The sequence below is a fragment of the Neptunomonas sp. XY-337 genome, from assembly GCF_004959845.1.
Lineage (GTDB): Bacteria > Pseudomonadota > Gammaproteobacteria > Pseudomonadales > Balneatricaceae > Neptunomonas > Neptunomonas marina.
On the sequence record NZ_SPLL01000002.1, the window covers coordinates 663,644 to 686,901 of the forward strand.

Annotated in this window: 27 protein-coding genes and 4 tRNA genes; 24 read left to right on the forward strand and 7 right to left on the reverse strand. The window is 50.2% G+C overall.

Annotated features, from left to right (window positions below):
• Nucleotides 1-30: 30 nt before the first annotated feature.
• From E4L36_RS06815 to E4L36_RS06830, 4 genes are read left to right on the forward strand one after another with little or no spacing between them, the layout of a single operon-like run.
• Nucleotides 31-1,161: an FAD-dependent oxidoreductase gene (locus E4L36_RS06815; RefSeq protein ID WP_136679983.1), complete on the forward strand. Its 1,131-nt coding sequence runs from the start codon at nt 31-33 to the stop codon at nt 1,159-1,161.
• Nucleotides 1,139-1,459, forward strand: coding sequence for a (2Fe-2S)-binding protein (locus E4L36_RS06820; RefSeq protein WP_136679984.1), 321 nt, complete (start codon nt 1,139-1,141; stop codon nt 1,457-1,459). Before E4L36_RS06815 ends, E4L36_RS06820 begins: the two co-directional genes overlap by 23 nt.
• Nucleotides 1,456-2,850, forward strand: coding sequence for an FAD/NAD(P)-binding oxidoreductase (locus tag E4L36_RS06825; protein WP_136679985.1), 1,395 nt, complete (start codon nt 1,456-1,458; stop codon nt 2,848-2,850). The genes E4L36_RS06820 and E4L36_RS06825 overlap by 4 nt, the downstream gene beginning before the upstream one ends.
• A 12-nt stretch (nt 2,851-2,862) precedes the next feature.
• Nucleotides 2,863-3,213 carry a RidA family protein gene (locus E4L36_RS06830; RefSeq protein ID WP_136679986.1) on the forward strand — a complete coding sequence of 117 codons (351 nt, stop codon included), beginning with the start codon at nt 2,863-2,865 and terminating at the stop codon, nt 3,211-3,213.
• 125 nt (nt 3,214-3,338) lie between these two features.
• Here E4L36_RS06830 and E4L36_RS06835 read toward each other — a convergent pair whose 3' ends face one another.
• Nucleotides 3,339-3,830 carry a TlpA disulfide reductase family protein gene (locus E4L36_RS06835; protein WP_136679987.1) on the reverse strand — a complete coding sequence of 164 codons (492 nt, stop codon included), beginning with the start codon at nt 3,828-3,830 and terminating at the stop codon, nt 3,339-3,341.
• 109 nt (nt 3,831-3,939) lie between these two features.
• On the opposite strand from E4L36_RS06835, the gene E4L36_RS06840 reads away from it, so the two are divergent.
• Together E4L36_RS06840 and E4L36_RS17805 are read left to right on the forward strand one after the other, a co-directional pair.
• Complete coding sequence (locus tag E4L36_RS06840) at nt 3,940-4,809, forward strand: NAD(P)-dependent oxidoreductase (RefSeq protein ID WP_127695850.1); 870 nt, start codon at nt 3,940-3,942, stop codon at nt 4,807-4,809.
• Nucleotides 4,810-4,864: 55 nt separating this feature from the next.
• On the forward strand, nt 4,865-5,014 hold the full coding sequence (locus E4L36_RS17805) for a hypothetical protein (protein WP_164847147.1): 150 nt from the start codon (nt 4,865-4,867) through the stop codon (nt 5,012-5,014).
• A 64-nt stretch (nt 5,015-5,078) separates the two neighbouring features.
• Here E4L36_RS17805 and E4L36_RS06845 read toward each other — a convergent pair whose 3' ends face one another.
• Nucleotides 5,079-5,957, reverse strand: coding sequence for a DUF1853 family protein (locus E4L36_RS06845; RefSeq protein ID WP_136679988.1), 879 nt, complete (start codon nt 5,955-5,957; stop codon nt 5,079-5,081).
• 79 nt (nt 5,958-6,036) lie between these two features.
• Here E4L36_RS06845 and E4L36_RS06850 point away from each other — a divergent pair, with 79 nt between their 5' ends.
• The 6 genes from E4L36_RS06850 to E4L36_RS06875 all read left to right on the forward strand — a co-directional run bounded on the left by E4L36_RS06850 (nt 6,037) and on the right by E4L36_RS06875 (nt 9,126).
• The gene (locus tag E4L36_RS06850; RefSeq protein WP_127695854.1) at nt 6,037-6,333 is read left to right on the forward strand and encodes an excinuclease ABC subunit C; all 297 of its coding nucleotides are present in this window, start codon (nt 6,037-6,039) and stop codon (nt 6,331-6,333) included.
• A 9-nt stretch (nt 6,334-6,342) separates the two neighbouring features.
• Complete coding sequence (gene uvrC, locus E4L36_RS06855; protein ID WP_136679989.1) at nt 6,343-8,160, forward strand: excinuclease ABC subunit UvrC; 1,818 nt, start codon at nt 6,343-6,345, stop codon at nt 8,158-8,160.
• Nucleotides 8,161-8,162: 2 nt separating this feature from the next.
• Nucleotides 8,163-8,741: a CDP-diacylglycerol--glycerol-3-phosphate 3-phosphatidyltransferase gene (gene pgsA, locus E4L36_RS06860; protein WP_240770688.1), complete on the forward strand. Its 579-nt coding sequence runs from the start codon at nt 8,163-8,165 to the stop codon at nt 8,739-8,741.
• Between the two features lie 96 nt (nt 8,742-8,837).
• A tRNA-Gly gene (locus E4L36_RS06865) sits at nt 8,838-8,913 on the forward strand.
• Nucleotides 8,914-8,929: 16 nt separating this feature from the next.
• A tRNA-Cys gene (locus tag E4L36_RS06870) sits at nt 8,930-9,003 on the forward strand.
• Between the two features lie 36 nt (nt 9,004-9,039).
• A tRNA-Leu gene (locus tag E4L36_RS06875) sits at nt 9,040-9,126 on the forward strand.
• Nucleotides 9,127-9,377: 251 nt separating this feature from the next.
• Here the strand turns inward: E4L36_RS06875 and E4L36_RS06880 are convergent.
• Nucleotides 9,378-9,941, reverse strand: coding sequence for a hypothetical protein (locus tag E4L36_RS06880; RefSeq protein ID WP_136679990.1), 564 nt, complete (start codon nt 9,939-9,941; stop codon nt 9,378-9,380).
• Nucleotides 9,942-10,045: 104 nt separating this feature from the next.
• Entirely contained in the window at nt 10,046-10,897 is an 852-nt protein-coding gene (locus E4L36_RS06885) for a hypothetical protein (RefSeq protein WP_136679991.1), read from the reverse strand.
• Nucleotides 10,898-10,999: 102 nt separating this feature from the next.
• Between E4L36_RS06885 and E4L36_RS17810 the strand changes: the two genes are divergently transcribed.
• Nucleotides 11,000-11,137 (forward strand): hypothetical protein, encoded by a 138-nt coding sequence (locus tag E4L36_RS17810; protein ID WP_169051494.1) that lies wholly within the window; start codon nt 11,000-11,002, stop codon nt 11,135-11,137.
• Nucleotides 11,138-11,995: 858 nt separating this feature from the next.
• Nucleotides 11,996-12,532: a hypothetical protein gene (locus E4L36_RS06890; protein WP_136679992.1), complete on the forward strand. Its 537-nt coding sequence runs from the start codon at nt 11,996-11,998 to the stop codon at nt 12,530-12,532.
• 46 nt (nt 12,533-12,578) lie between these two features.
• On the opposite strand, the gene E4L36_RS06895 is transcribed toward E4L36_RS06890, so the two are convergent.
• Nucleotides 12,579-13,400, reverse strand: coding sequence for a sulfite exporter TauE/SafE family protein (locus tag E4L36_RS06895; RefSeq protein WP_136679993.1), 822 nt, complete (start codon nt 13,398-13,400; stop codon nt 12,579-12,581).
• Nucleotides 13,401-13,516: 116 nt separating this feature from the next.
• On the opposite strand from E4L36_RS06895, the gene E4L36_RS06900 reads away from it, so the two are divergent.
• The 5 genes from E4L36_RS06900 (at nt 13,517) to E4L36_RS06920 (ending at nt 16,256) form a co-directional block, all read left to right on the forward strand.
• Entirely contained in the window at nt 13,517-14,320 is an 804-nt protein-coding gene (locus E4L36_RS06900) for a helix-turn-helix transcriptional regulator (RefSeq protein ID WP_136679994.1), read from the forward strand.
• A gap of 44 nt (nt 14,321-14,364) precedes the next feature.
• On the forward strand, nt 14,365-14,997 hold the full coding sequence (locus tag E4L36_RS06905; protein WP_136679995.1) for a LysE family translocator: 633 nt from the start codon (nt 14,365-14,367) through the stop codon (nt 14,995-14,997).
• Nucleotides 14,998-15,041: 44 nt separating this feature from the next.
• Nucleotides 15,042-15,623: a transglutaminase family protein gene (locus E4L36_RS06910; RefSeq protein ID WP_136679996.1), complete on the forward strand. Its 582-nt coding sequence runs from the start codon at nt 15,042-15,044 to the stop codon at nt 15,621-15,623.
• A gap of 158 nt (nt 15,624-15,781) precedes the next feature.
• Nucleotides 15,782-16,066 (forward strand): hypothetical protein, encoded by a 285-nt coding sequence (locus E4L36_RS06915; protein ID WP_136679997.1) that lies wholly within the window; start codon nt 15,782-15,784, stop codon nt 16,064-16,066.
• A 116-nt stretch (nt 16,067-16,182) separates the two neighbouring features.
• A tRNA-Cys gene (locus E4L36_RS06920) sits at nt 16,183-16,256 on the forward strand.
• Nucleotides 16,257-16,272: 16 nt separating this feature from the next.
• Here E4L36_RS06920 and E4L36_RS06925 read toward each other — a convergent pair.
• The gene (locus E4L36_RS06925) at nt 16,273-17,409 is read right to left on the reverse strand and encodes a GNAT family N-acetyltransferase (RefSeq protein WP_136679998.1); all 1,137 of its coding nucleotides are present in this window, start codon (nt 17,407-17,409) and stop codon (nt 16,273-16,275) included.
• A 43-nt stretch (nt 17,410-17,452) separates the two neighbouring features.
• Between E4L36_RS06925 and E4L36_RS06930 the strand changes: the two genes are divergently transcribed.
• From E4L36_RS06930 to E4L36_RS06950, 5 genes are all read left to right on the forward strand, one after another.
• Nucleotides 17,453-17,896, forward strand: a complete 444-nt coding sequence (locus E4L36_RS06930; protein WP_127696215.1) for an HIT domain-containing protein — start codon at nt 17,453-17,455, stop codon at nt 17,894-17,896.
• 128 nt (nt 17,897-18,024) lie between these two features.
• A complete protein-coding gene (gene aspS, locus E4L36_RS06935; RefSeq protein WP_136679999.1) occupies nt 18,025-19,791 on the forward strand; it encodes an aspartate--tRNA ligase in 1,767 nt (588 codons plus the stop codon).
• 55 nt (nt 19,792-19,846) lie between these two features.
• On the forward strand, nt 19,847-20,584 hold the full coding sequence (locus E4L36_RS06940) for a YebC/PmpR family DNA-binding transcriptional regulator (RefSeq protein ID WP_136680000.1): 738 nt from the start codon (nt 19,847-19,849) through the stop codon (nt 20,582-20,584).
• Between the two features lie 80 nt (nt 20,585-20,664).
• Nucleotides 20,665-21,180: a crossover junction endodeoxyribonuclease RuvC gene (ruvC, locus tag E4L36_RS06945; protein ID WP_136680001.1), complete on the forward strand. Its 516-nt coding sequence runs from the start codon at nt 20,665-20,667 to the stop codon at nt 21,178-21,180.
• 19 nt (nt 21,181-21,199) lie between these two features.
• Complete coding sequence (locus E4L36_RS06950) at nt 21,200-21,865, forward strand: trimeric intracellular cation channel family protein (protein WP_127696207.1); 666 nt, start codon at nt 21,200-21,202, stop codon at nt 21,863-21,865.
• Here the strand turns inward: E4L36_RS06950 and E4L36_RS06955 are convergent, their stop codons facing one another.
• Nucleotides 21,866-23,158: a diguanylate cyclase gene (locus tag E4L36_RS06955; RefSeq protein ID WP_136680002.1), complete on the reverse strand. Its 1,293-nt coding sequence runs from the start codon at nt 23,156-23,158 to the stop codon at nt 21,866-21,868. It lies immediately after the preceding gene.
• Nucleotides 23,159-23,258 lie beyond the last annotated feature (100 nt).

Consider the following 23,258-nt stretch of genomic DNA (forward strand, 5'->3'; position numbering starts at 1 on the left):
CTGCTTTAATCTTTGTGTTTGGAGAAAATAATGTCTGAGAGCCTGCGGGTTAACCGCGATAGCTCAGAAGTGGCCGTAATTGGTGGTGGACTGGTGGGGCTTGCTGTCGCACTGGGCATCCAGCAGCAAGGGCAGCAAGTGACCGTGTACGATGAAGGTGATGTTGCCTTCCGTGCTTCGCGTGGCAACTTTGGCTTGGTATGGGTGCAAGGTAAGGGTGACAACATGCCCGCTTATGCCCGGTTGAGCCGTTTATCTTCCCAGTTGTGGGGCGATATGGCACAGCAGCTTGAGCAGCATACCGGGATTGATATCCAGCTGTCACAGCGCGGCGGAGTATTCGTCTGTTTGACCGAAGACGAGCTTGAACAGCGTGTGCAGATGCTGAATGGCATGGCGGCTAACCATCCTGAAGGGTATCCCTTCGAGGTACTCGATCACCAACAAGTGAAAGAGCTGATGCCTGATATTGGCCCCACGATCCCAGGTGCAACTTGGGGGCCGGAAGATGGCCATGTGAATCCGCTCTACTTGCTACGAGCGCTGGTGCAGCGCTTTGAGGCGCTGGGTGGCAAGCTGGTGAACGCCGGTCCGATTACAAAGATTAAACCAGATAACGGCCAATTTGTGCTTGAGAGCGTAGGTGGTCGATACAGTTGTAACAAATTAGTACTGGCCGCAGGCCTTGGCAACAAAGCGCTGGCCCCGATGGTGGGGATGGAGGCGCAGGTGTTTCCAAACCGTGGGCAGGTGCTTATTGCGGAACGTGTTAAACATTTTCTCGACTACCCGACAGGCCACGTGCGCCAGACGGCTGAAGGCACAGTGCAGTGCGGCGATTCAAAAGAGGATGTTGGTTTTGATAGCGGCACGAGCACCGATGTGTTGGCGCAGATCGCCAATCGCGCAATTACGATGTACCCGCTGTTGAAGGATGTTCGTCTGATTCGCTCTTGGGGAGCGCTACGTATCATGACGCCAGACGGCAACCCGATCTATCAGCAGTCGGAGCAATACCCCGGTGCTTACCTTGTCACCTGTCATAGCGGCGTAACGTTGGCGGCGGCTCATGCTGGGCCAATCGCTGACTGGATCGCTACCGGAAAAGCAGACCCTAACCTTGAACTGGAGAAATTTGATGGCCGCCGATTCAAGCTATAAACGGGTAGTTCACCAAACAACGCCGACGGTTCAGCTCACCATTGAGGGGCAGACTGTCGAAGCATTTGTCGGCGAAAGCGTTGCTGCGGCTGTGTTACAAACCGACATTCGCCAAACCCGTACAACGCCGGTTAGCGACTCAGGCCGCGCGCCTTACTGCATGATGGGCGTGTGTTTTGAATGCCTGATGGAGATAGATGGCGTACCCAACACTCAAGCCTGTATGACCGAAGTGCGTGAGGGCATGGTTGTGAATATTCAGCGGGGTAGCCGTTCGGTAAGTGGGGAGAGCATATGAGCGCTATTGAACGCTTTGATCTGGTTGTTGTTGGTGCAGGCCCTGCCGGTATGGCTGCAGCCGCGACTGCGTCACAGCAAGGGCTGAAGACGCTGGTGCTTGATGAACAGATCAGACCCGGTGGCCAAATCTATCGCAATATCGGTCATACGCCGATCAGCGACCGGTCTATTTTAGGGCCAGACTACTATTCGGGCGAAAGACTGTTGACGATGCTGGATAGAGCATCAGTTGAGCAGTTGCAAGGGGCAACGGTCTGGGAAGTTCGCGATGACAATACGCTCTGCTTCTCAGTTGCTGGCGAGAGCCGCCGTGTGGGCTTTCATAAACTCCTGCTCGCCACCGGTGCACAGGAGCGTCCCGCTCCATTTCCGGGCTGGACTTTGCCGGGTGTGATGACCTGTGGTGCCGCGCAGATTCTGCTCAAGACCTCCAGCATGGTGCCCAACGGCCCGCTGGTAATCGTTGGCAGTGGGCCGCTATTCCTGTTAATTGCTTGTCAGTTATTACGCGCAGGTGTTGAGATCGATGCGCTGGTGGATACCACGCCCAGCAAAAACTATATGGCAGCGCTTCCTGAAATTGCAGGAGCGCTGCGTGGTTGGCGTTATCTGCTGAAGGGCGCGAAAATGCTGGCTGAGATCCGTCGCTACAAAGTACCTATGTACAGTGGAGTGAGCGAAGTCCACGCCAAGCCTGATCACGCGGGTAATCTTGGAGCGGTTGTTATTAAGCATCGCGGGGAAGAGAAGCTTATTCCTTGCCGTACCTTGCTTAGCCATCAAGGCGTTATTCCGAATACTCAGCTAGGCCGAGCCATTGGCTTGGAGCATATTTGGGATGAGGTTCAGCTGTGTTGGAAGCCGAAACTATCTGAAACAGGTATGAGCAGTCATCCGGATATTTTCGTGGCCGGTGATTCTTCTGGTATCGGTGGAGCGGTAGTCGCTGAGCTGCAAGGTCAGTTAGTGGCGGATGCCGCCGCGCGCGCAATGGACAAGTTGAGTATGCCCGTATCGCAGCGCAAACAGCTAGAGAGCCAGTTACATCAGCAGTTGGCCATCCGCCCGTTTCTTGATGCGTTGTATCGGCCCACCGAAACATTTATTCGCCCAGCAGATGAAACGGTTGTATGCCGTTGTGAGGAGATCACCGCCGGCGAGATCCGTGGATTAGTTGAGCTGGGTTGCTCTGGGCCGAACCAGACAAAAGCGTTTTGTCGCTCTGGCATGGGGGCCTGCCAAGGGCGCCAATGTGGCACGACGGTAAGTGCTTTACTGGCTGAGGCGCAGGGAAAAGCTATTCCCGATGTAGGCTACTACAACATCCGTATGCCTATTAAACCACTGACGTTAGGAGAGCTGGCGTCATTGAATCCATACAGTAAATAGAGAGATTGATAGATGTCCATTGAACGCCACCAAGTTGCTGCTCGCATGAGCAAGGTTGTTGTCCATAACAACACGGCCTACCTGTGCGGCCAAGTAGCCGAAGATCGCAGCGCTGGTATTACTGAGCAAACACAAACGATGTTAGCGAAGGTAGACGCTCTGCTTGAGTCGGTGGGAAGCTCGCGCGAGAAGATACTGTCGGCGACAATTTATCTAAAAACGATGGATGACTTCGCTGATATGAACGCCGTTTGGGATAGCTGGACGGTACCGGGGCATGCGCCAGCTCGCGCATGTGTTGAAGCTGCGATGGCTAGCCCTGAGCTACTGGTTGAAATCTCTGTGATTGCAGCAACCAACTAACCATTGTGCTGAATGACTTATAAAAAAACCGGCTATTTGCCGGTTTTTTTGTGGTCGTAATATCAAAAGCCACTGGCTTTTAATCCCCGAGGGAGAACTACCAATACTGCTGGTTTAGCGCGGTTTCACTGCGCTAATGCCTCCTCAACCAACGCTACTTGCTTCTCATCATCCCATTCACGGCCCCCCATGATAGTTTCGAGCAGCTCGCCATCTTTGCTGATCAGGTAGCTCATGGGTAAACCAGGAATACGAAACTCTTGAAACGAGCGGCTTTTTTCATCGAGTAAGATGGTAAAGGTCAGCTCGTTATCTAAGCCAAGTAAAAAGGCTTCGATAGCATCAGCAGACTCTCCGGCGTTGATCGCAACAATTTCGAAAGGCTGATCGGCAAATTTATCCTGCAATCGCTGCATCGAGGGCATCTCGCGCACGCAAGGTGGACACCATGTTGCCCAGAAGTTTAGCAACACGACCTTGCCCTTATACTCAGAAAGGCTGACCTCCTTACCCTCTAAATTGGGAAAAGCGAGATCGTAGAATTTTGTTGTTTCGGCCTGCACCGACCATGCTGTTGTGAGCAGTAAAAATGACATCAAAATACGTTTCAGCAGCATTGTAGCCCCCTGAGTCAATCGTGTTATATACATAGCGTCAACGCTGTGAGTGTGGCATAAATAGTACCCTTAATTGTAACGATAATATCACTGGGATGAAGGATTTCGCATGAAAGTCGCGTTTATCGGTTTGGGAACAATGGGCTATCCAATGGCTGGGCACCTGAAAGCACAGGGCCATGAGGTTGCGGTTTACAACCGTACAGCAGCGAAGGCAGCGCAATGGGTTGCTGAACATGGCGGTACCAGCGGAGCAACACCTGCAGAAGCTGCACAAGATGCGCACATCGTTTTTGTTTGTGTGGGTAACGATGACGATCTGCGAGAGGTTACCACCGGTGAGCACGGCGTGCTCAAAGCCATGAGCGCAGGAAGCCATCTTGTCGATCATACAACCGCTTCTGCTGAAGTGGCACGTGAGCTTAGTGTTGTGGCGCAAGCGCAAGGGGTTGGCTTCCTCGATGCGCCGGTATCAGGCGGCCAAGCAGGTGCTGAGAACGGTGTGCTAAGTGTGATGGTCGGCGGTTCGGCGGCTTCTTACGACGTGGCAGAACCTGTTATGCAGGCTTACGGTAAGTCGATTCGTCTGCTGGGTGAGGCGGGCAGTGGCCAACTGGCGAAGATGGTTAACCAAATTTGTATCGCTGGCCTCGTGCAGGGTTTATCCGAGGCGGTGCACTTTGCGCAAAAAGCTAACTTAGATGCTGAACAAGTTTTCGATGTCATCCAGCATGGCGCGGCGGGCTCATGGCAGATGGTGAATCGCCACAAAACGATGCTAGCCGATGAGTTTGACTTTGGCTTTGCCGTTGATTGGATGCGTAAAGATCTGGGCATTACATTAGATGAAGCCCGCCGCAATGGCGCGCAATTGCCCGTAACAGCTTTGGTTGATCAGTTCTATGCAGAAGTGCAGCGCTTAGGTGGTGGACGCTGGGATACATCGAGCCTCGTAAAGCGTTTTGATGAAGATCAATAAGTTGTTATACTAGCGCGCATTTGATTAATAATGATTAGACAAAAGGTGCGGTTCTATGTTTGGTATTGATATCTACAACTTTACTTCTTTCGCTCCGAGCATGGTTGTTGTGGGCGGTTGCGTTGCGATGGTCGTGGTTGGTGTGCGTATGCTGAAGAAATTCATGGCAGAAGACGCGGCTAAAGCGGCGGCACAAGAGAAGTAATACTGCGGCATTTGTCGTCATCAAGAGGTGCTGTTTTACAGCACCTTTTTTGTTTTGGGCCTCGTTATTTTTTTCGGTCTGGCCAGTTGTTCGAAACCACCATGGCACGGCTCTTTTCCGTCCACTCGCCATCTTGCTCCTCCATCTCTGCCAGCATCAGCGGCTCATGGCACTGCGACTGCAGGGCAATAATATGCGCCCATGAAACGAGCCTATCTGCGCGCTCAGCAGACGAAAAGTGTGCAGGCCCTGCCAACCAATAGGGTTTGGCTAAGATCATAAACTTCGTGTTGTTCAGATCGGTCTGACTTGCTAGCTGGTCATTATGCAGCCACCACCCCCGTTGATGATTCGGATTGAGTGCAGGGTGAAGCGCTGTAATGCTCTGCCATTGTGCTCTTGGGTAAAACAGAATACCCGGCATTAAAAAACAGGACCGTGTTGGTGTGTTAAACCCCAGTTGAGTTAGCTTCGATGCACCTAAAGCGCTTTGACCAAGCGGCAGTTGATGGGTGATTAAACGGCGCCACTTTTTATCCAACCGATCCCGTCCACCCGGGCCGATAAAGTGTTCGAGTTGTTGGGCGGAGCCGTTGAGTAAGTAAAACTTAATAGCAAGCTCAAGATGAACGGTTTCCTCTGCCGTCTCGTAAACGAGATCGAGTTCACCGACAGTGCGTTTGTGATGCGTGAGAGGGAGGTTCCTCAGCAGTCGCCCCGTTGACTGAGGGCCGTAAAAAAGAGCTTCAACGGTGGTTTCGAACTGCTTTCCCAAGCGATAAGCTGGCGGCTCTGCGGGCACATAGGGCAGGTCGGGCAGGAGGGATACGTCTTGGCTAGGCATAAACGCCGAAAAGCGCGGTGTATCCGCCATCAACGAAGGGGTGCGATACAGCCACTCGAGATCAGTTTTTAGGTTAAGAAGAGCGGGGTTATTTGCCATAACGAACGAGACCTACCGTGGATAGCGGGCATTGATCATGGTACTTTAGCACGTTGCAACACAGCTTGATGAGAGAGTCATGAGTAGAGAAACCCTTAGCGCTATTCGCCGCGAAGATTTAGCACCGCTGGCGTCCGATACCAACATCAACACGATCTTGATGAATGGCGCGCAGATAGCCCTTAGCAAGCTTAAGCGCGCGCCACACTTTAATGCGCGCCTGTACTACTACGCAGAGATCGGAGTTTTTCTTGAGGTGTCCTTATCGCGGGGTGCAGGTATCTCTGACGGAACCCGTGAAGCGTTAAAAGAGATCCACACCGAAGCGACTCACATCCACATGCAAGCGAACAAAGCTCGTCGAGAAGCAAAATAGCCTACGTAAATGTTTGATAGTAAAGCCTTCTTAGCTCATCTGACGCAGCGTCCGGGTGTTTATCAGATGCGGGACGCTCAGGGCGAGTTACTCTATATTGGTAAAGCGAAAAACCTTAAAAAAAGGGTGAGCAGCTACTTCCGTGCGTCGGGTTTAAGCACTAAAACCCAAGCACTGGTGCGCCATATCGCTGATATCGATATCACGGTAACCCATAGCGAGACCGAAGCATTACTACTTGAGCAGACGCTGATCAAGGAAAACCGCCCGCCCTATAACATCCTGCTGCGCGATGATAAAAGCTACCCCTATATCTTTGTCTCTGAGAACGAGGCTTATCCGGTACTCACCTTTCACCGTGGCGCGAAGCGCAAAAAGGGCAAGTACTTTGGCCCTTTTCCGAGCCGCAATGCCGTAACGGATAGCCTAAATATCCTGCAAAAAGTATTTAAGATTCGCCAGTGTGATGAAAGCTTCTTCCGCAACCGCTCGCGCCCTTGCTTGCAGTACCAGATAAAACGTTGCAGTGCGCCCTGTGTTGAAGCGATCTCAACGCAGGATTACGCCGAAGATGTGCGCCACGCCACCATGTTTTTGGAAGGTAAAAGCCATACCATCATGAAGGAGCTTGCCGAGCAGATGGAGAGCGCCTCTGGGCGTTTGGACTTTGAGCGTGCAGCGGATTACCGTGATCAGATCCAAAGCTTGCAGCTCGTGCAAGAGCAGCAATACGTGACTGGCGGGCAGGGTGATGCCGATGTTATTGGTTGTGCCGTGATGCCCGGTGGTGTATGCGTGCATGTGCTGTTTGTGCGCGGTGGGCGAGTGGTGGGTAGTAAAGCTGTTCATCCTCGCGTATCGATTGAGGATACCGCCGAGACGATTTTGTCAGCCTTTATCGCCCAGTGGTACATCGGCAGCGCCCGTGAAATACCAGCGGCGATTATCGTAACCCATGAGCTAGACGATAACGCCTGTATCGAAGAGGCGCTGCAACAGCAACGCGGCAAGCGCGTGAATCTTACGCATCGTGTAAAAGGTGAGCGCAGCGGTTGGCAAAAACTGGCCCAAACCAATGCCGAGCAGCACTTGGCGAGCCACCTAGCGAGCAAAAAGAACATCTATCAGCGTTACTTAGCTTTGCAAGAGGTGTTTAGCTTAGATGCTGTTCCGAAGCGGCTGGAGTGTTTTGATATCTCCCATAGCTCTGGTGAGGCAACGGTTGCATCCTGTGTTGTTTTCGACCGAGATGGCCCGCTTAAAAAGGACTATCGCCGCTTTAACATCGAAGATATCACCCCCGGTGATGACTACGCCGCAATGCATCAAGCGCTGATGCGCCGCTACACTCGCATCAAAAAAGGCGAGGGTGTGCTGCCCGATATCTTGCTGATCGATGGCGGTAAAGGGCAGGTGTCCCAAGCGGTTGATGTTCTGCGTGAGCTACAAATTAACGATGTACAGATTATCGGTGTTGCTAAGGGCAGCACGCGAAAAGCCGGCTTTGAAACCTTGGTAATGGCTGAAACCGGCGATGAAGTAACCTTGGCATCGGACTCGCCCGCGCTGCACCTCATTCAGCACGTACGTGATGAAGCGCACCGGTTTGCGATAGCAGGGCACCGTGCCCGCCGTGGTAAAGCGCGCAAGCAATCGCGCCTTGAAGGTATCCCCGGTGTTGGCCCAAAACGGCGCCGAGAGTTGCTTAAACATTTCGGTGGTGTACCTGCTGTTGAAAGCGCGAGTGTTGAAGAAATTGCAAAAGTCACTAGTATAAGCCGGACGTTAGCAGAAGAAATCTATGCAGCGTTACATCCAGAAGTATGACCATGGAGCTTACAGCACGTATGCTGACCCGCATTAAAATTCCTAACCTGCTAACGTTGTTGCGTATAATTCTTATCCCCGTCTTTGTGGTGATCTACTACTTACCGTGGGAATACGCGGGCCTCGCGGCGGGCGCTGTTTTCGCATTCGCCGCCGTTACCGACTGGTTTGACGGCTATTTAGCCCGCAAGCTCGATCAAGCTTCGGCGCTTGGCGCATTCCTTGATCCGGTTGCGGATAAGCTGATTGTTGTTGCCGCCTTAGTGATGCTAGTGGAAACCTTCAATGAAGCGTGGATTACGCTACCCGTTATGGTGATCATTAGCCGCGAAGTGCTAATCTCTGCGCTACGCGAATGGATGGCTGAGCTTGGAAAGCGCGCCAGTGTTGCCGTATCGTTTGTTGGCAAAGTTAAAACCGCCTTGCAGATGCTGGCTATCTTTTTGATGATTACCTTCACACCCTTCAGCGAGCTTTCGTGGGCGGGGATTGGTGCCCTTTATATCGCCGCCGCGCTGACGTTGTGGTCGATGATTGTATACCTGAAAGCCGCATGGCCAGATCTTACAGAAGACCTGTAAGTGGTTAATCTTTAAGCAAAAATAATATTATTTTTTATTGTTTTTTGGTTGACACCCGCGGTGATCTCTCTATAATACGCTCCACTGTTTCGCAGCGCGGGAATAGCTCAGTTGGTAGAGCACAACCTTGCCAAGGTTGGGGTCGCGAGTTCGAGTCTCGTTTCCCGCTCCAAATGCAAACAGATGAAGGCGCGATGGTAGAGTGGTTATGCAGCGGACTGCAACTCCGTGTACGCCGGTTCGATTCCGGCTCGCGCCTCCATTATTCCCTCTTCCCGATCAGTCGTGGAAGCACCCAGCCCGGGTGGTGGAATTGGTAGACACAGGAGACTTAAAATCTCCCGACTTCACGGTCGTGCCGGTTCAAGTCCGGCCCCGGGCACCATTTAAAGTTTTTTATTTCGCAGTTTTTGCAAAGTTCTTTGTTTCTAAAATATTCCAGCCTATCCGGTCATTCGTTTCTTATTAGTCCTTCGGAAGCAATCGTGATTAGACGTAAATTGTTACGTCAGGCCTGCGATTGATTTACATCAGGTAGATTAGCGATGGCATCGTTTTAAAAGAGCTAAAGGTTATGGGCTGAATTTTTTGCTAAGTAAAATCAGCCCGCTATTTTTGTCCCTGTTAAATTGCTTGTTAGGCACTACCTGCCACCGCAAAATATAAGCCAGCAACACCGATGAAGACTCCAATTCCGCCAGCTATTGCTCCCCAGTAAGTAAACTTTACTTGGCGAGAGTGTTTTTGTTGATTCGACAGATATAACTCGCTTAATGAAGAGGCAAGTTGAGATACTTGTTCTTCAGTTTCTTCTTTTGAGTTTAAGCTATTGAGCTGGATGCTTATATTTTCAGGGAGCTCTGAATAGGGCTCTTGATTCTGATGTTTATCTATTAGCTCCCGAATGGAGTCAATATTTTTTGCTAGATCTTCATCTTCGCCCGATATCGCCTCCGAATGCATAATGCGTAAGCTAAAAAGAATAGATTTTCTGTCTTGAGACCAGCGCTCTGCAATATGCTGCATATCTTCATAAGTTAAGTGGTTCTTGATTATTCCAAGTCGCACTTGCTTTCTGAACTGCTTTTTCCAATTACTTTCGGCCGTATCTTTCAATATCGGTACTAGGCCAATTACTGTACCTATGGCTGCACCTATGATTAAAGGTGTAGCTCCCGTAATTGCTGAAATTATTTCCATGCTCATATTTATCCTTGAGGCACCTAACGCCCGTAACACTTGACCGAAAAAGCGTAGCTTTTTTGGGTCAAGTGCTTGCGTTTGTTAGCAGCTTTCTTTAAACACTACTGTTCAGCCTTTTTCTCTTGCTGTTTCTTCCTGTCTTCATATCGTTGCTGACGAAGACGGCTTTCTTCTTCACGGTCAGCTGAAGAGTACGTATTCACCTGGAGCCTATTAGGTGATGAGTTAACTACCTTACCAAACTGCTCTGTTAGCTTATTCAACTCATCAGCTATTTTATGTAAAGGGTCGCCTCCACCGACTTCAGAAACTCCCTTATACTCTTTGAAATCCACAACTAATTCATTTGAATACTGTTCACCGTTCACATCTGAAAATGTTATTTCGATTTTAAAAAAAGGGGAAAAAACATCATCACCATCTAGCTTTCCTTTTAAATCAAAAAAGCTAAATAGGAAGCTCTCAACTTTTTGGCCTATACCAAGGGAATGTATTCCTTCTGAAAAAATATGAAGTCTCAAGAATTCATCAACTATAGGATTATCTGTCTCAAAAATTTCGGCCCCGCTACTATCTGAAAACTTAAATTTCAAATTTCGCGCTATTCCTTTACCAAGATTATTAATTTCTACCTCGATTAAATTAAAGGAAACTGGGCTATTTTTTAATCGAAGTGAAACGTTAGGGCGTATATTCTCTCGTTTGAGCTCGTTTACCTGTTCAATCTGTGCTTCACGCAGATACCAAGTTTCTTTTGCCAATATAAAAGTCAATATGGCAATTGTTACAGTTGCTAATGCACTAGTCCAAGAAGAAAGTGAATCAGCTGTAAGTAAGTTTGAGAGCTGTATTTGACTTCCTGTAACTAGGCCAAGAATAAATATTATAGGCGCAGCAACAACGCCGGAAACGATAAGTAAAGGGATCAAACTTCTTTCATTTTCACGTTTCACTATTTTCTCCTAGCCTGCTAACGCTTAGCGTAGCGGCAAGCTTTGCTTGTCCGCCTACCGCTTCTTGTTATTAATATTATTTAATATCAGAGGTAACAAATTATGGATATTGATTACGCAATTCACCAACTTTCCTATAACTGGGGCAGTAAAACCAAAGAGGAGAAATTACAAATCCTAACGCAAGTTATTCCTATTCTTGAGGAAACACAGGGAAGGTCTCCAGCAAGACAAAATTAAATATTTCCGAAGTCTTGCTGGAGATAGAGTCCCTGTTGGTTCAGCTGGCCTGAACTTTTAACTACTTGCTACATATTAATTTAACAAAGTGGTGGTGCTCTTTAACTACAGACTGTTTATCTGGATCAAACTCAATAACCTCGTGGATAACCTTTAAAACCTTGAGGTTGTACTTATGGTCTAGGTTAGCAGCCATATCAGAGTACGAGTGTAACTCTATGAACTCCCCTACCGAAGGGATGTTCAACATTTTAGTAGGATAGTACACTCCATCCTCTGAACCGATAAAGATAGTAACATCAATCATAACAATTCCTTTGTTGGTTTATGAACCACAAGGGTTCAATAGTAAAAGATTTATAACAGTCTGATTATGACGCCATGGGGCATCATAATAATTATTAAAGTGAATTCATTCTATTTTTCTGACTTTTGGGCTAACTTTTTAAGCTATTGTTTCCAAAGGCTTTAAATCAGCACTATTAGCTTAATGAAAAATAGAGTGGCTAGTTTTTGCTTTGTTAGGTTTGAAAAGCGGCAGGAAAAATATGCTGTTTATCCATACAGTTTTGAAGGTGTCCTTTGTATGGTTCAGCTTCCTGCTGCCAAGCATTACACAACCTATGCGCATACTCGCCATGACTTATCTAAAACAGTACTCGTTCATATACACCAGATCAAGCATGGCCTAAGGTTGAGACCAGCAGGGTGTTCCTGCTCTGTGAGTGAGCTGCTGATGATGGCGGGTTGTTGCCCTTAGTTCAGGCTAGGTTTTTTCGGGTTATCTATAGTGTAACGTTTGCCGCTTGTTAGCTTCGAGCGGCTCATGTGCTGTTTTACAAAGAGGGAACGGAAGCTGTGTTAAAACTCAAAACATCAGTATTACTACTTTCAATTGTGTCGGTGGCTACCGGGTGTGCGAACCATTATGCGAACCAAACGGTCTCCCAAGAGAGCATGTACGATCACGGGCACAGCCATACCTTACATGATGGCGTTGTAGTGCCGTTACTGGTTGCGAATAAGCGCGTCGGCTTTGCCGAGCTTAAACTGCATGACGATAAAGGTGATCTGGAGTTGTGGATCACAACGGACAAGGCGGGGAGCCAACCACTTGATCTACCCATCGATTCTGAGATTCATGTTAGTTTCCCTCGGTTAGCGGTGAAGTCCGTTGATTTACGTGTGCGTAATACCTTGCGTAACGAAGATGAAGACGGGAAGGGGAATATCCGGGGCACCGGAACCAACTACTTTATCTTCCCCGGTGATTCTGGTGCGGATGCTAGCTTTTTAACCGGTAAAAGCTTTATGACAGATGCCGAAATCTCATTCGTGAGAGACGGTGTTCGCTACACTACCGATACCTTTACTTTAAAGCCTCACGTTCACTAATCCTGCAGTTGTAGGGGCTCTGCCGTGAGGTGAGCCCCGCAATTTGCTATATCCACCTGCTAAGCGTTGCCACGTGTGCCAGCATTTTTACACTCAGTAATAGAGAAAGAATACCCAGTGCTTTTTTCAAGTGATCGGCGGGCAAGTGCGCCGCGCAGGCGACACCAATGGGTGCACAGAGGTAGCTTGTGATCGAGAAAATCACAACAGCGGGGAGGTAGATGTAACCCAATGTCAGCTCTGCAGTTGCGGTGTGCTCCCAGCCATTAACTAGGTAACCGAGCGCCCCAGTCACAGCGAGCGGGAAACCGATGGCAGCCGATGTCCCCACCGCGTGTTTCACCGCAACATTTTGCCCGATCAGGTAGGGAACAATCATCCCAGCGCCGCTTACCGAGACCAGCGCTGAAACGGTGCCGATAACGCCGCCAACGCCAATATTACCCGCAGTGGAGTGTAGGTTTGCATTGGGTTGTACAGGCTTTGGTTGAAACATTTTAAAAGCCACATAAAGCATAAAGATGCTGAAAAAGAGCGCGAGTAAAATGCCGTCTACCTCAGCTGCGATAGTGGTAGCGAGGAGCGTACCAGCGGTGACTCCAATGACCATTTTGATGGCAAGTGGCCGGTTGATATGGCCTTTGCGCTGGTGGGCTCGCATGCTGCTAAAGGTGGTAAAAATCATCGCGGCCATCGATGTTCCAAGGGCGAGATGCACGACCTCTTGGTCGGCAATACCCTGTGCGGTAAAGAGCAGCGTAAACGCCGGTACGGTTAGGCCGCCACCACCCACGCCTACAAGCCCGGCAATAAACCCAACACCAGCGCCAAGTAGGGCGTAGTAGAGTGCGAAAGTTAAGTCGATCATTGGCAAAACACCTCGGCATAATCAAAGAGAGGCGTTACGTTAGCGTGTTTTTCTGCTAGTAATTTAATGATGTTTGGACGAAATATAATGAATAACGGCCAAGGCAGGGCTTAGACATGAGCGTAAGGGATTTCAGTGAGAGAGCGTCAGGCGCGCCGCTTATTGGCTGCCGGTGGTCTCGGCAGGCTGATCAGAACAGAAGGGCAGATAAGCCCTATCGTTGGCATCAGCATTTTCGTGGGCAGCTACTGTGTATTCAAGCGGGATTGGTGCAGATCAAGACGGAGGCCGGTACATGGGTTCTGCCGCCTTATCGTGCGGGGTGGATCCCGCCGGGGGCGCAGCACAGCGTTTTGTTTTGCAGCACGGTGGTTGGCCATTCGGTGCTACTGCATCCTCAACTTTGCGGCGTGCTACCACATCAGCCACGGGTATTGAGTCTGAACCCTGTACTAGAGGCGTTGGTCGTGCGCAGTACAACGTGGAGCCGGGAGCATTTAACAAACGAAGATCAACATATCATGGCGGTGATGCTGGATGAAATTCGTACCGCAGCACCGGAAAAGCTCTATCTGCCTATGCCAAAGGACCCTCGTTTAGTACGTATTGCAGAAGGGCTGCTAAGCGAGCCAAATCATGCGAAAACAGTGGAGCAGTGGGCGGCGTTCGGTGCGCTTTCTACGCGCTCATTGCGGCGTTTAATGCAAGCTGAGACAGGCCTTAGCTTTGCGCAGTGGCGTAATCAGGCTCAGTTAAATCATGCGCTCGCGCTGTTAGCGCAGGGGAGGTCGGTTAGTGATGTGGCGTTTGCGCTGGGCTTTGCGACGCCCAGTAATTTTATCGCGATGTTTAAGCGTTTGATGGGCGTGCCGCCAGCCCGTTACTTCGCTGTTGAAAATGTATATATCGATAAGCGCTAATGCTTTATTCTATCAGGCTAATCTTGTTCAGGTGGGAGGAAGACATGAACTACGAACTGTTGCTGATGTATGTGGTGGTCGCTTTTTTTTACGTCATTAGTCCGGGCCCGGCGATCTTCTTAGCGATCTATAACGGTGCAATGCATGGTGTAAAGGTTGTGATGGTCTCTGCTTTAGGGAATATCCTAGGTTTGCTGCTGCTATCGAGCTTAGCGATGAGTGGCTTAAGCGCTATTTTGATGACCTCTGCAACCTTGTTCTTGGTGGTAAAAGTGGTGGGGGCCTCATACTTGATCTACTTAGGTGTTCGCCAATTGCTGGCAAGCCGTAAAGCCATGACGTTAAAGCAGGGCGCAGGTCACGTGCCTGCGCGTAGCTTAACGGCCTCCTTTAAAGAGGGGTTTGTGGTTGCCGCCACCAATCCGAAGCCGATCCTGTTTTTCACGGCACTGTTTCCTCAGTTTTTAGATGTCACTAATGCCGTGTTGCCGCAATTTTTTGTGATGACTGCGATTTTTATGTTCTTCTCATTCGTATCGCTTACCAGCTATGGCTATCTTGCTCAGCGGGCCAAGGGACTCTTGACGGGTGGCCGCGGGGCTTGGTTTCAACGGATTAGTGGTGGTTTGTTTATCGGCATGGGCGCAAGCTTATTTCAACTGAAAGCGACGCAATAAGCAGCCCCTTCGGCTGATGAGGTGTGATGATGGGGATAGCAAAAATGGATGAATATTTAGCGTCGAGCCAATATATCGACTGGCAGCACCCCGATGTGTTGGCTAAAGCAAGGGTGCTGTCTGAAGGGTTGGACACGCCTATCGATATTGCGCGCGCCTGCTTTGCGTTTGTGAAGGATGAGATTAAGCACAGTTGGGATTACCAACTGAACCCAGTCACCTGCCGCGCTTCGGATGTTTTGGCGCACCGCACAGGGTATTGCTATGCCAAAAGTCATCTTTTAGCGGCTCTCTTACGCGCCAACGGCATACCGGCAGGGTTGTGTTATCAGCGTTTGACCAGCATGACCCCATCGCAATACTGCTTACATGGCTTGAACGCTGTATATCTGCAGGAGTTTGGTTGGTATCGGGTGGATGCTCGCGGCGATAAGCCGGGTGTGAATGCAGCGTTTTGCCCGCCACAAGAACAGTTAGCATACGCTGCAACCGCTGAAGGCGAAGCCGATCTACCCGAGATATGGCCAGCGCCTCTGCCCGTGGTGGTGGACCGACTCACAGGCTATGAAACCTATCAGGCCGTAGCTGAAAACTTGCCTGATGTGCCGCTGCTTGGTTTGCGGTAACTGCTTGCGGCTTTCATATGTCAGGTTTTTGTTGGCTCTGCTGATTTAAGAGGGACTTTTGTTGAAACCACTTTATTTGACGTTTGCATGGGTGTGCTGTGGTTTGCTCGCGGCGTGCAGTGGTTTGCCGCAGAAGCAGCAGGCTCAGACATCGTTAGTTGAGCTGGCAGCGAGCATCCAGACAGAGTAAAGAGTGCCGCGCTTATGCAGGCGAGTGGCGAAAGGTCGGTAAGTTGCAGCAGCCTGCCTGTGTTTTAACGGCGCATGATGCGGGTAAGGCGTGCTCCGACAGTGATCAATGCCAAGTGGCTTGTTTAGCGAAAGAGACCGGAGCCAAGATTGGAACGAGTGTTGCGGGCCAGTGCGCCAGTACCACCGTACTTTTCGGCTGCCGCACTTATGTGTCTTCAGGAAAAGCGGAACCCACGCTGTGTATCGACTAATCTACCCAAGTGTTGATTTTTCTTGACGGGAAGGCTGGTCAGCGCCTGTATTTGTCGGTATAGTGCGCTCCTCTTTTCAGGAGCCGTATCATTCTGATAGATTATTCGGTTTCTAAGGCGCGATGGTAGAGTGGTTATGCAGCGGACTGCAACTCCGTGTACGCCGGTTCGATTCCGGCTCGCGCCTCCATTATTCTCTCTTGTTTTTAGTCCTCGCAACGAAACGGCAACCAGGTCGTGAGCTCCTTTATCTGCTCTTGCATCGCCTGTTTTTCTTGTTCAACGAACTTCCCGACTGCTCCATCAAACCCCGGATGTGCAATAAAGTGCGATGACCAGGTTTCAATCGGTTGAAATCCGCGCTGTATTTTATGCTCGCCTTGGGCACCGGGATCGAAGCGCTGTAAGCCTTGTTCAATACAATACTCGATGCCAGTGTAGTAGCAGGTTTCGAAATGCAGGCTATCGAAATTGTCTAAACAGCCCCAATAACGGCCATAAAGGGTGGTGCTGTCTTTAAAGCACAAAGCACACGCGACGGTTTGCTCATCATAGGTTGCTACAAGCAAGACGAGTTGATCCGCCATGTTTTCCAATAGGTTAGCGAAGAAGGCTTTGTTGAGATAACCCTGTCGGCCACGCTTTAAATACGTGAGGTGGTAACAGTGATAAAAGCTGTCTAGCAGCGTTTTATCGATATGGTTACCCTCAACGCAGCGAATGGTGACGCCTTGTTCAGCAACTTTGCGCCGCTCGCGTTTCACACTTTTACGTTTGCGTGACGTAAAACGTGCCAAGAAGTCGTCAAAGTGGCTATAGCCTTCGTTAAACCAATGATATTGGCTCCCGAGGCGAATATGTAAGTCAGCATCGGAGAGGGCTTCGGCTTCAGCTTGGGTTGGAAACAGCGTATGCCACGACGAAAAGCCTTGCTGTTCGCAAAATGCAGTGGCGCCCTCGGCGAGCCATGGAACGACCTCGTTTAATGGTTGCTGCGTCAGTATGCGCGGGCCAGTAACAGGCGAAAAAGGCACTGCGGTGAGCAGTTTAGGATAGTAGTCCAGCCCGCGCTGCTGATATGCATCGGCCCATGCCCAGTCAAAGACATACTCGCCGTAGGAGTGGGTTTTAATGTAGGACGGTGCAATCGCAAGCAGCGTATCGCCCTCGTAGAGGGTAATGTGAAGAGGCTGCCAGCCGGTATCTGCATGGGTAACGCCGCTGTCTTCCAGCGCCGCGATAAATGCATATTGCAGGAATGGGTAATCGCTACCTAGACAGGTATCCCATTGATCTTTCGGGATATCGTGAACGGATTGAACAAGAGCGAGTCGGTATGCCATAGCGTATACTGTGTCTGGTTATCAACGTATCGGAGTGTGAAAGATGGATGAATTAGAGCTTGAGTTCGTACTCGATAGCCGTTTGGCTAACGACTGCATTGTATTGGGCGATTTTCCGCTATGTCGATTATTACTCATGAACGATGCTCAATACCCGTGGTTTATTTTGGTTCCGCGCCGTGCCGGGGCCACTGAAATATACCATCTATCCAAAGAGGATCGGCAACAGTTGATGGATGAATCGGCAGAGCTTGCTGAGCTAATGGCCGATAGTTTTGCTGCCAAGAAGATGAATATCGGCGCTCTTGGGAACATCGTTTCCCAACTACATATACACCATGTTGCACGTCAAGAATCCGATCCGGCGTGGCCCGGCCCTGTGTGGGGTGCTCATCCTCCTGTTGCCTATACGCAAGAACAGGTGGAAGCGATTCGTAAAAAAGTAGCAACGATGTTAACCGGTGATCTGCAATTGATCCAAGCTTAACGCGATTGCCGAGGCCGAAAGCCTGTTTTCTAGTACGCTTTCAGGTATAATTTCGGCCTTTATTTTTGATACCCAATTCTATGTGCTGGCTCATTCAGCACGCGGTTAAACAATAGGAACAAGAGATTATGCGCAGCCATTATTGCGGCGATCTGCGAAAAGAGCATGTTGGTGAAGAGGTAACACTAAGCGGATGGGTTCACCGTCGACGTGACCACGGTGGAGTTATCTTTTTGGACGTCCGTGACCGTGAAGGTCTGACCCAAGTTGTGTTTGATCCCGACCGAGAAGAGAGCTTCGCGCTCGCGGATAGTGTTCGTAACGAGTATGTTATCGAGCTACGTGGTCTGGTGCGTAATCGTCCTGAAGGCACTGTTAATGCAGATATGCCAACAGGTGAGATCGAAGTACTCGGTAAAGACCTCGTTATTCTTAACAAGTCTGAAACACCACCGTTCCAGTTAGACGAGCACCAGCACGTTGGCGAAGATGTACGTTTGCGTCACCGTTATATCGACCTGCGTCGTCCAGAGATGCAAGAGAAACTGCGTTTTCGCTCTAAAGTGACGAATGCGATTCGTAACTACCTCGATGACAACGGTTTCCTAGATATCGAAACGCCAATTTTGAACCGCGCAACGCCTGAAGGCGCGCGTGACTACTTGGTACCAAGCCGTGTGCACGAAGGTGCGTTCTTCGCACTGCCGCAGTCGCCGCAGCTGTTTAAACAGTTATTGATGGTGGCGGGCTTTGATCGCTACTACCAAGTGGCTAAGTGCTTCCGTGATGAAGACCTGCGTGCTGATCGTCAGCCTGAGTTTACCCAAATCGATATCGAAACCTCGTTTATGGACGAGGAAGGTATCATGGGCATCACCGAGAATATGATCCGTAAGCTGTTCCTTGAGCTTAAAGGTATCGATCTGGGTGAGTTCCCACGTATGCCATTCTCTGAAGCGATGCAGCGCTTCGGTTCCGACAAACCAGACCTACGTTACCCAATGGAGCTGGTTGATGTTGCAGATTTGATGGCAGAGATTGAGTTTAAAGTGTTTGCTGGCCCTGCAAACGATCCTAAGAGCCGTGTGACTGCGTTGAAAGTACCAGGCGGTGCTCAGCTAACGCGTAAGAACATCGATGACTACACTAAGTTCGTTAGCATCTACGGTGCGAAAGGTCTTGCGTGGATTAAGGTCAATGAGATCGAGAACGGCATCGAAGGTCTGCAGTCACCGATCATCAAGTTCTTGGGCGAAGATGTAACGATGGCGATCATGGAGCGTTTAGGTGCGCAAAATGGCGATATCGTATTCTTCGGCGCAGATAAAGCGAAGATCGTTTCTGAAGCACTGGGTGCGCTGCGTATCAAAGTGGGTGAAGACCTCGATATGGCACAGTGCGAGTGGGCGCCTTTGTGGGTAGTCGACTTCCCAATGTTCGAAGAGACCGACAACGGTGGCCTAACGGCGCTGCACCACCCATTCACAGCACCGAGCTGTTCACCTGAAGAGCTAAAAGCTAACCCGCTTGAAGCGCTGTCTCGTGCTTACGATATGGTACTGAACGGCTGTGAGCTAGGCGGTGGTTCTGTGCGTATTCACGACCAAGAGATGCAGGCAACAGTACTGGAAATTCTGGGTATCTCTGACGAAGAAGCTGACGATAAATTTGGTTTCCTGTTGAACGCCTTGAAATACGGTGCGCCTCCACACGGTGGTTTGGCATTTGGTCTGGATCGTTTGATCATGCTGATGACAGGCACAGACTCTATTCGTGAAGTGATCGCTTTCCCGAAAACGCAGAGTGCATCGTGCATGATGACTGAAGCACCGGGCCAAGTGAGTGCAGCTCAGCTACGTGAGCTGAACATAAAGTTGCGTAAGAAAGAGCAGTAAGTAATACCAGCGCGCGGCATCGTGGGGTGCAGCGCGCTGCGACGGAGAGGTTTTTATGGCAGGTCATTCTAAGTGGGCCAATATAAAACACCGCAAAGCAGCGCAGGACGCTAAACGCGGCAAAATCTTCACCAAGTTGATTCGAGAGCTGGTGGTTGCAGCAAAAGAGGGTGGCGGTAATCCCGACGATAACCCACGTTTGCGCGCAGCGGTTGATAAAGCGCTCGGTGCAAACATGAAGCGTGACACCATCGACAAGGCGATTGCTCGTGGTGCCGGTGGTGGTGAAGGTGAGAACTACGATGAGCTAACCTACGAAGGTTACGGCGTAAGTGGTGTTGCGATCCTCGTTGAGTGTATGACCGATAACGTCAACCGTACCGTGGCTGCGGTACGAGCGGCTTTCAATAAACATGGCGGCAACTTGGGCACGAATGGCTCGGTGGCTTACTTGTTTGATAAGAAGGGCCGCATCACTTTCACGGATGCGGATGAAGATGCCGTGATGGAAGTGGCGTTAGAGGTAGGTGCAGATGATGTGGTGGCACACGAAGATGGCTCTGTTGAAGTCCTCACCGAACCGCAAGCTTTCATGGATGTGAAACAAGGGTTGTTAGAGGCGGGCCTTGAACCTGCGCATTCTGAGGTCGATATGGTGCCTTCAACATCAGTTGAACTGGATGTTGAAACGGCCCAGAAGATCCTCAAGTTGATTGATGTTTTGGAGGATCTAGATGATTCGCAAAATGTTTATCATAATGCTGAGATTCCACCGGAGGCCTACGAGGCATAAACCCCTCCGTTGTTGTCATGAGAAAGCCGGGTTTTAGCCCGGCTTTTGTTTTTTTGTCTAAAGTAAGGACAAGCAGATACATGCTGATTCTCGGCATTGACCCAGGCTCCCGTATCACCGGTTTCGGCGTTATTAACTCTGTGGGTGCAAAAAATGAGTACGTTGCCAGTGGCTGCATCCGAATTAAAGGTGATGCATTGCCGGAACGGCTCGATCAAGTTTTCTCGGGTATTTCCGAGGTCATACGCCAGTACTCACCGCAAGAGGTGGCGATCGAGCAGGTCTTTATGGCGCGTAATGCAGATTCTGCATTGAAGCTTGGGCAGGCGCGTGGCGTGGCGATTGTGGCGGCAAGTCAGCAATCGTTGCCTGTATACGAATATGCGGCCCGAGCCGTTAAACAAGCGGTTGTCGGCAAAGGCTCGGCTGATAAAACACAAGTTCAGCATATGGTGTCCCATATTCTGAAGTTGCCCGGAATACCGCAAGCAGATGCGGCAGATGCACTGGCAATTGCGTTATGTCATGCCCATACACGGGTTGGTTTAGTGAAGTTGGCGGGTACTACAGGTAGCCGCCGCGGCCGTTGGTGTTGATCGCTGAGGAGTAGCATACGTGGCGTATGATGAGTTTATCTATATCGCTGAGCTAATTGGTGTTTCTGTTTTCGCGATTACAGGGGCGCTAGCGGCACAAGGAAAGCGGATGGACACGCTAGGGGTGGTGGTGTTGGCGATTGTCACCTCTTTAGGCGGCGGTACGATTCGGGATATTACACTTGATTCCTACCCATTAGGCTGGGTGGTCAACACCACCTATCTCTGGACGGCCATCTGGTCTGCGGTAGCGGCTTTTTTGCTGTGCCGATATTTCCAGTATCCAAGGCGGTTGATGCTAATCCTTGACGCTGCTGGGTTGGCGCTCTTTGCGATTTTAGGCGCTGAAAAAGCCCTGATGCTAGACGCTAGTCCAACCATTGTGGTCATGATGGCCTGTATCACTGGGGCTGCCGGGGGCATGATTCGCGATGTGCTGACGGGGCAAATTCCGCTCATTTTGCACCGTGATGGCGAGCTTTATGCAACATGTGCCATGCTGGGCGCGATATTTTATGTGGCGTTCTACGGCTTAATTGACCAGCAAATCTTGGCGGTTATCTCGATGCTGATCATCTTTGCAACGCGCTTAGCAGCCGTGTTTGGCGATCTCAACTTGCCAGAGTTTGTTGTGGCAGGCCACCGCCTTGAGCCAAACGATGAAGCTCGTAATCCTAAGCAGTAATTAGCTGAGATCTTCTTGGGTGCAAACACGGTTGCGCCCAAGCGATTTCGCTTTGTACATGGCCGTATCGGCTGCCTTAACAAGCCCGCGAATGGAGTGACCGTCCTCTGGGTAGCTGCTCACGCCGGCGCTTGCACTTAGATGCAGCTCGATCCCCTCATCGGTTGTGAAAGGTGTCTGGCTGAACTCACTCAATATTCGGTTCACCATCTTGACCGAGGCAGTTTTTGTGCTGCCGGGGCAGAGGAGTAAGAACTCTTCGCCACCCCAGCGACATAGGATATCGGTTTTGCGTGTAACGCTTTGCATCGTCTCAGTGAAGTGCTGAATCGCGTGGTCGCCGGTTACGTGTCCGAAGGTATCATTGAGCTCTTTAAAACGGTCAATATCGAGCATGATAATCTGGATTTCGGTGGGCTGATGCTCGCTAATCTGAAGGTACTTCTCAAACAGCTCGTAGCCTGTTTTACGATTATAGAGCTTAGTGAGGTCATCATAGCGAGAGTGCTCCAGTAGCTTTTCTGCTAGCAATTGGCTTTCGGTAACATCAAGTACCATGCCCACGACTCTGAGTGGCGCATCGCTCTCGTCACGCTCAACAACCATGCCGCGATCATGCACCCAGATGTAGTCGCCTTGGCGGTTGCGCAGCCGGTATTTGGCCTCGTAGCGGGAGGCGTTTCCCTCAAGGTGGCTCTGAAGTAAGCTAATGACTTGCTCTAAGTCTTCGGGATGGACAGCGTCTTTCCACGTGTTGAGTGTTGGATTTGTGACCTCATCAGGTCCATAGCCCAGCATACGGTACCACTGGCGGCTCAAGAATAAGCTGTTATCTTGGGTATTCCAGTCCCACAAACCATCGCTAGCCTCGTTTAGAACAAAGGTACGGATGTAGTCATCATCGCTGACTTTTGTATCGTGGGCGTTGCGCGCGCTGATGTCGCGGGCGATAGAGACGATATAGTCTTTCCCTTCGTGCGAGAAGAAGTCGCTGATCACCTCAACAGGGAAGTCGCTGCCATCTTTACGCTTGTGCCGCCCTACAAACCGAAACTGCCCCTGCTCTTTGATCGCCTGGCTGATCAAACGCCACTGCTCAAAGCCAACCACGTCTTTGTTTAGGCTTAAAACGCTATGGTTAACCACTTCATCACGTTCCATGTAGAGCGCTTTGCAGGCTGCAGCATTAGCTTCGAGCACTTTGGATGTGGCAGGGTCGATCACATAAATCGCGTCACTGGAGGATGAAAAGAGCTGCCGAAAAAAGCCATGGGTGGAGAGGGGATCAGTCATTCAGCTTACTTCGCTCTGATAGGTGGATACCTTTATTTTAGCAGCTGTTTGAAAAGGACGACATCTAAGAGACAAATTTGATGAAAGCCGATAGCTGTTG

What these genes read in the sequence shown, in the direction of transcription:
- E4L36_RS06815 (WP_136679983.1), top strand. Translation starts at nt 31, where the DNA reads ATGTCTGAGAGCCTGCGGGTTAACCGCGATAGCTCAGAAGTGGCCGTA.
- E4L36_RS06820 (WP_136679984.1), top strand. Translation starts at nt 1,139, where the DNA reads ATGGCCGCCGATTCAAGCTATAAACGGGTAGTTCACCAAACAACGCCG.
- E4L36_RS06825 (WP_136679985.1), top strand. Translation starts at nt 1,456, where the DNA reads ATGAGCGCTATTGAACGCTTTGATCTGGTTGTTGTTGGTGCAGGCCCT.
- E4L36_RS06830 (WP_136679986.1), top strand. Translation starts at nt 2,863, where the DNA reads ATGTCCATTGAACGCCACCAAGTTGCTGCTCGCATGAGCAAGGTTGTT.
- E4L36_RS06835 (WP_136679987.1), bottom strand. Translation starts at nt 3,830, where the DNA reads ATGCTGCTGAAACGTATTTTGATGTCATTTTTACTGCTCACAACAGCA.
- E4L36_RS06840 (WP_127695850.1), top strand. Translation starts at nt 3,940, where the DNA reads ATGAAAGTCGCGTTTATCGGTTTGGGAACAATGGGCTATCCAATGGCT.
- E4L36_RS17805 (WP_164847147.1), top strand. Translation starts at nt 4,865, where the DNA reads ATGTTTGGTATTGATATCTACAACTTTACTTCTTTCGCTCCGAGCATG.
- E4L36_RS06845 (WP_136679988.1), bottom strand. Translation starts at nt 5,957, where the DNA reads ATGGCAAATAACCCCGCTCTTCTTAACCTAAAAACTGATCTCGAGTGG.
- E4L36_RS06850 (WP_127695854.1), top strand. Translation starts at nt 6,037, where the DNA reads ATGAGTAGAGAAACCCTTAGCGCTATTCGCCGCGAAGATTTAGCACCG.
- uvrC (WP_136679989.1), top strand. Translation starts at nt 6,343, where the DNA reads ATGTTTGATAGTAAAGCCTTCTTAGCTCATCTGACGCAGCGTCCGGGT.
- pgsA (WP_240770688.1), top strand. Translation starts at nt 8,163, where the DNA reads ATGGAGCTTACAGCACGTATGCTGACCCGCATTAAAATTCCTAACCTG.
- E4L36_RS06880 (WP_136679990.1), bottom strand. Translation starts at nt 9,941, where the DNA reads ATGGAAATAATTTCAGCAATTACGGGAGCTACACCTTTAATCATAGGT.
- E4L36_RS17810 (WP_169051494.1), top strand. Translation starts at nt 11,000, where the DNA reads ATGGATATTGATTACGCAATTCACCAACTTTCCTATAACTGGGGCAGT.
- E4L36_RS06895 (WP_136679993.1), bottom strand. Translation starts at nt 13,400, where the DNA reads ATGATCGACTTAACTTTCGCACTCTACTACGCCCTACTTGGCGCTGGT.
- E4L36_RS06900 (WP_136679994.1), top strand. Translation starts at nt 13,517, where the DNA reads ATGAGCGTAAGGGATTTCAGTGAGAGAGCGTCAGGCGCGCCGCTTATT.
- E4L36_RS06905 (WP_136679995.1), top strand. Translation starts at nt 14,365, where the DNA reads ATGAACTACGAACTGTTGCTGATGTATGTGGTGGTCGCTTTTTTTTAC.
- E4L36_RS06910 (WP_136679996.1), top strand. Translation starts at nt 15,042, where the DNA reads ATGGATGAATATTTAGCGTCGAGCCAATATATCGACTGGCAGCACCCC.
- E4L36_RS06925 (WP_136679998.1), bottom strand. Translation starts at nt 17,409, where the DNA reads ATGGCATACCGACTCGCTCTTGTTCAATCCGTTCACGATATCCCGAAA.
- E4L36_RS06930 (WP_127696215.1), top strand. Translation starts at nt 17,453, where the DNA reads ATGGATGAATTAGAGCTTGAGTTCGTACTCGATAGCCGTTTGGCTAAC.
- aspS (WP_136679999.1), top strand. Translation starts at nt 18,025, where the DNA reads ATGCGCAGCCATTATTGCGGCGATCTGCGAAAAGAGCATGTTGGTGAA.
- E4L36_RS06940 (WP_136680000.1), top strand. Translation starts at nt 19,847, where the DNA reads ATGGCAGGTCATTCTAAGTGGGCCAATATAAAACACCGCAAAGCAGCG.
- ruvC (WP_136680001.1), top strand. Translation starts at nt 20,665, where the DNA reads ATGCTGATTCTCGGCATTGACCCAGGCTCCCGTATCACCGGTTTCGGC.
- E4L36_RS06955 (WP_136680002.1), bottom strand. Translation starts at nt 23,158, where the DNA reads ATGACTGATCCCCTCTCCACCCATGGCTTTTTTCGGCAGCTCTTTTCA.